Origin of the sequence: Microbacterium sp. B24 (assembly GCF_000333415.1) — a bacterium.
Lineage (GTDB): Bacteria > Actinomycetota > Actinomycetes > Actinomycetales > Microbacteriaceae > Microbacterium.
The window spans coordinates 1-4409 of the sequence record NZ_BADB01000510.1; the positions used below are offsets into that span (position 1 = coordinate 1).

General features: G+C 69.5%; 4 protein-coding genes. All 4 read left to right on the forward strand.

All coding sequences use genetic code 11. From position 1 onward, the window contains the following. Positions 1 to 1282 (forward strand): serine hydrolase (locus I5I_RS17705; protein WP_239640137.1); only part of this gene is annotated, 1282 nt, incomplete at its 5' end. Further along, entirely contained in the window at positions 1279 to 1794 is a 516-nt protein-coding gene (locus I5I_RS14985) for a GbsR/MarR family transcriptional regulator (RefSeq protein WP_051039667.1), read from the forward strand. The genes I5I_RS17705 and I5I_RS14985, both read left to right, overlap by 4 nt. Beyond that, positions 1791 to 3401 carry a dipeptide ABC transporter ATP-binding protein gene (locus I5I_RS14990; RefSeq protein WP_187289967.1) on the forward strand — a complete coding sequence of 537 codons (1611 nt, stop codon included), beginning with the start codon at positions 1791 to 1793 and terminating at the stop codon, positions 3399 to 3401. Before I5I_RS14985 ends, I5I_RS14990 begins: the two co-directional genes overlap by 4 nt. Positions 3402 to 3495: 94 nt before the next feature. Continuing rightward, positions 3496 to 4409: LacI family DNA-binding transcriptional regulator (locus I5I_RS14995; protein WP_036321605.1), on the forward strand; the 914-nt coding region annotated here is incomplete at its 3' end.

The window sequence follows — 4409 nt, forward strand, 5'->3', positions numbered from 1 at the left end:
ACGATCGTGGTCAGAGCTTCACCAAGGGCGAGTGGGGATCGTTCTCGAGGACTTCGTCGCGACCCAGCGCCACCCCGGCATGGACTGGCTGTTCGTCGAGACCCCGTGGAACTCCAACGCGCTCCAGGACTTCCAAGTCGACGAGATCTCGCTCGTCAAGATCTCGGACGCTCCGGCCGGCCCCGGCTTCACCTCGCTGGAGAAGGTGCAGACCAAGCCGATCGGTGACCACAACCCGCTGGTGGGCCACAAGTTCGGCGCCGACCCGCACCACCTCATCTACAACGGTCGCCTCTACATCTACTCGACCAACGACACCCGCGCGGAGGGACGCGTGTTCGCCCGCAACGAGTTCTTCAAGTACTCCAACATCGCCTACGGGCTGCTCGGTCTTGTGGTCGAGGCGGCATCCGGCGTCGATTACGACGAGTTCACCCGTGCGCACATCTGCGCTCCGCTCGGGCTCGAGCGGTCGGGTTCGGAATGGCAGGCCGCCCGCGAAGCGGAGTATGCCGCGGGTCACACCGCCCGTCTCGCAGACGGCGAGCGTCGCGTCATCGGTCACGTCGACACGCGGGCGCTCGCCGCGGCGACGGGATGGTTCTCCACCGCCGCCGAGACGACGGCCTACCTCAGCGCCCACCGCCTCGGTGACGAACGTCTCGTCTCCGACGACGCCAAGCGGCAGGCTCAGCACCCGCACTCGCGCATCGACATCGGCGGCGCGTTGCGCGACTACGGGCTGGGATTCGAACTGCACACCCTCGGCGGGCGGCGCCTGGTCGGCCACAGTGGCGGGTATCCCGGACACATCACGCGCACCTGGCTCGACCCGGACGAGGGTGTCTCCGTCAGCGTGTTCACGAATGCCATCGACGGACCCGCGGATCTTCTCGCCACCGGAGCGATGGCGCTGATCCACCTCGCGCTCAGCCACGCCGACGACGAAGAGCGGGCGGAGCTGCCGGAGGAACGGTTCGCGAGCCTCTGGAGCGTGCTGGACATCGCGCACCTCGGCGGTGCGACGTTTGCGCTGCACCCCGTCGCCGACGACCCGGCGCGCGGCGCCGAACGCGTCGAGATCGCCGCCGACGGGACGCTCCACCAGTCCCGGCGTGACGGCTTCGGCGCCACCGGCGAACCCGTCGAGGTGGCGCGAGCGGCCGACGGTGCGGTGGAATCGATCTCGTGGAGCGGCATGACCATGTGGCCTCATGCCGTGTTCACCGAGGCCATGGCGCTTCCCGATCCGGGGGCAGTGTTGGAGAGGATGTCGCTGTGAGCGAGGAGATCGACCGACCATCGGAGCCGTTGAGCGAGGAGGCGCGTACGTTCGTCGAGGACTTCGCCTTTTCCTGGGGCGCCGCCGGCAACCCCCGGATGGACGGGCGGGTGCTCGGCCTGCTGCTGATCGTCGACCGGCCGTTCCTGTCGTCCGCTCAGATCGCCGACCTGCTCGGGGCGAGCGCCGGCGCGGTGTCCATGTCCACGCGGGCCCTCGTGAGCCTCGGCTTCTTGAAGCCGCACTCGCTGCCCGGTGACCGCAACCGGTATTTCCGGGTGGAGGAAGACGTCTGGGGCAGCTTCCTGGCCGGTGAGCGCGATTATGCGCGCCGGGTGACATCGACGATCGAGTACGGTCTCGACATCCTGCCGGACGACGCCGCCGGCCCCCGCACCCGGTTGCAGAACGCGCGACGGTACATGATCTGGCTCATGGGCTATCACCGCAAGATGCTCGCCGACTGGCAGGCGTATCGTGACGCCGACATCGACGAGGACGTCGCGCCGTGACGCCGCTGCTCGATGTCCGCGATCTCACCGTCGACTTCGTCGTCGGCGGCGAGACGACCACAGCGGTGCGCGGTGTCTCCTTCGCCGTCGACCGCGGCGAGGTGCTCGCCCTCGTCGGCGAGTCCGGTTCGGGCAAGAGCGTCAGCGCGCTCTCGCTCGTGGGTCTGCTGCCGCGCAACGCCGTCGTCCGCGGCGAGGCGCTGCTCGACGGTGAGGATCTGTTCGCGATGACGCGCGCCCGACGCGAGGCGGTGCGGGGAACGCGCATCGGTGTCGTCTTCCAGGACCCCGGCAGCGCCCTGGACCCGGTCTTCTCCGTCGGGGCGCAGATCGAAGAGATGCTGATCGTGCACCGTCCGGACATGACCCGCGCAGAGCGTCGCGCCCGGGTGATCGAGCTGCTCGAGATGGTCGAGATCGCCGAACCGCACAAGCGCGTCTCCAGCTATCCGCACCAGCTGTCCGGGGGGCAGGCCCAGCGCGTCATGATCGCGATCGCGTTGGCGTGCGATCCCGAAGTGCTCATCGCGGACGAGCCCACGACGGCACTGGATGTCACCGTCCAGCGCGAGGTGCTCGACGTGCTCCGCCGCCTGCGGGAGCGCGTGGGCACCGCGATCATCATGATCACCCACGACATGGGTGTGGTGGCGGACATCGCCGATCGCGTCGTCGTGCTCCACGACGGCATGGTCGAGGAGGCCGCGGCGGTGCGCGAGCTGTTCTCCGCGCCGAATGCCGACTACACGCGCCGGCTGCTTGCGGCTGTGCCGCGTCTGGGAGCGCCCGAACGTCCGGACCCAGCCGGCAGCGCGATCGTCATCGATGTCGACCGACTTTCGGTCGTCTACGGACGGGGGCGCCACGCCGTGCACGCGGTGGACGACGTGTCACTCCAGGTACGGGAGGGTGAGATCGTCGCTCTCGCGGGCGAGTCGGGGTCGGGAAAGTCCACTATCGGGCGCTGCGCTCTCGGACTCACTCCCATCTCCTCCGGCACGGTGCGTATCGCCGACGTCGACCTCCGCGCTGCGCGCGGCCGCCGCGCCGTGGAGGTCAAGCGCCAGGTCGGCGTCGTCTTCCAGAACTCCACGGCGGCCCTGGATCCGCGGCGCACCATCGGCGAGGCCGTCGCCGAGCCCCTCCGCGTACACGCGGGTCTTCGCGGCGGTGCCCTCGAGGCGCGGGTCGGCGGGCTTCTGGATGCCGTGGGTCTACCGGCCGCGTGGCGCCGCAGGTACCCGCACGAACTGTCGGGAGGTCAGCGTCAGCGCGTCGCGATCGCGCGATCGATCGCGCTTCGCCCGCGTCTGCTGATCGCCGACGAACCGACCAGCGCGCTCGACGTCTCGGTACAGGCCACGGTGCTGGAGCTGCTGCGCGATCTGCAGCGCGACCTCCGGTTCGCCTGCCTGTTCATCAGTCATGACCTCGCGGTCGTCGACGAGCTGTGCGATCGCATCGTCGTCCTGCAGCACGGGTGCGTCGTCGAAGAGGGTCCGCGCACCCGTGTGCTGCGCGAGCCGCGGCATCCGTACACGCGGGCGCTGATCGCGGCGGCGCCGGTGCCCGATCCTGTCGCACAGGCCGAACGCCGCAGCGCCTGACAACCCTATTTCCTCCCGACGCTTGACGTGCGCGCCGCGGTAGGTCAATAATCGCTCCAGACGATAAATCGATTTATCACGAGGATGTGATGACATGGCTCGGGTGCGCATCTCCGATGTGGCGGCGGCGGCCGGAGTGTCGGTCACGACGGTGTCCCTCGTGCTCAACGATGTCGAGTCGCGTATCTCGCAGGAGACGCGCGACCGCGTCCGCGCGGCGGCGACCGCGGTCGGATACGAGCCCAGCGCTCTCGCGCGCGGGCTGCGCAGACAGCGCACCAAGACGGTGGGCCTGATCTCCGACCAGATCGCGACGACACCCTTCGCGGGGCGCATGCTCGCCGGCGCACAGGACGTCGCCCGCGCCAACGACCACCTCGTCTTCCTCGTCGACACCGGGTCGGACGCGGAGGTGGAGGACGCCGCCATCCGCGCTCTGACAGCGCAGCAGGTCGACGCGCTCATCTACGCCGCGATGTGGCATCGCGTCGTGCCTGCGGAGGTCAGCCTGCCCGCGGGCACCGTGCTGCTCGACTGCCGTCCCGAGGACGGCGTCGCCGGCTATCCCAGCGTCGTCCCCGACGACCGCGAGGGCGGGGTGGCGGCGACGCGCGAGCTCGTCGCCGCCGGTCACACCCGCATCGCCTACATCGACACGGCCGAGGACGCCACCCGACCCATCGCCGCCGACCTGCGTCTTCAGGGATACCGCGCGGTGCTCACCGAGGCCGGCATCGCGATCGACGACCGACTGCACGTGCACGGGGAGACCTCGCACCGCGGCGGTCGCGAGGCCGCGGACCGTCTTCTCGATCTGCCCGAGCAGCACCGCCCCACGGCGATCTTCTGCTTCAACGACCGCATGGCGACGGGCGCGTACACCGCGATCCATGCGCGCGGGCTGCGCATCCCGGGCGACATCTCGATCATCGGCTACGACGATCAGCAGTTCATCGCCGCCGAACAAGACCCTCCCTTGACCACTGTCGCGCTGCCCCATTACGAGAT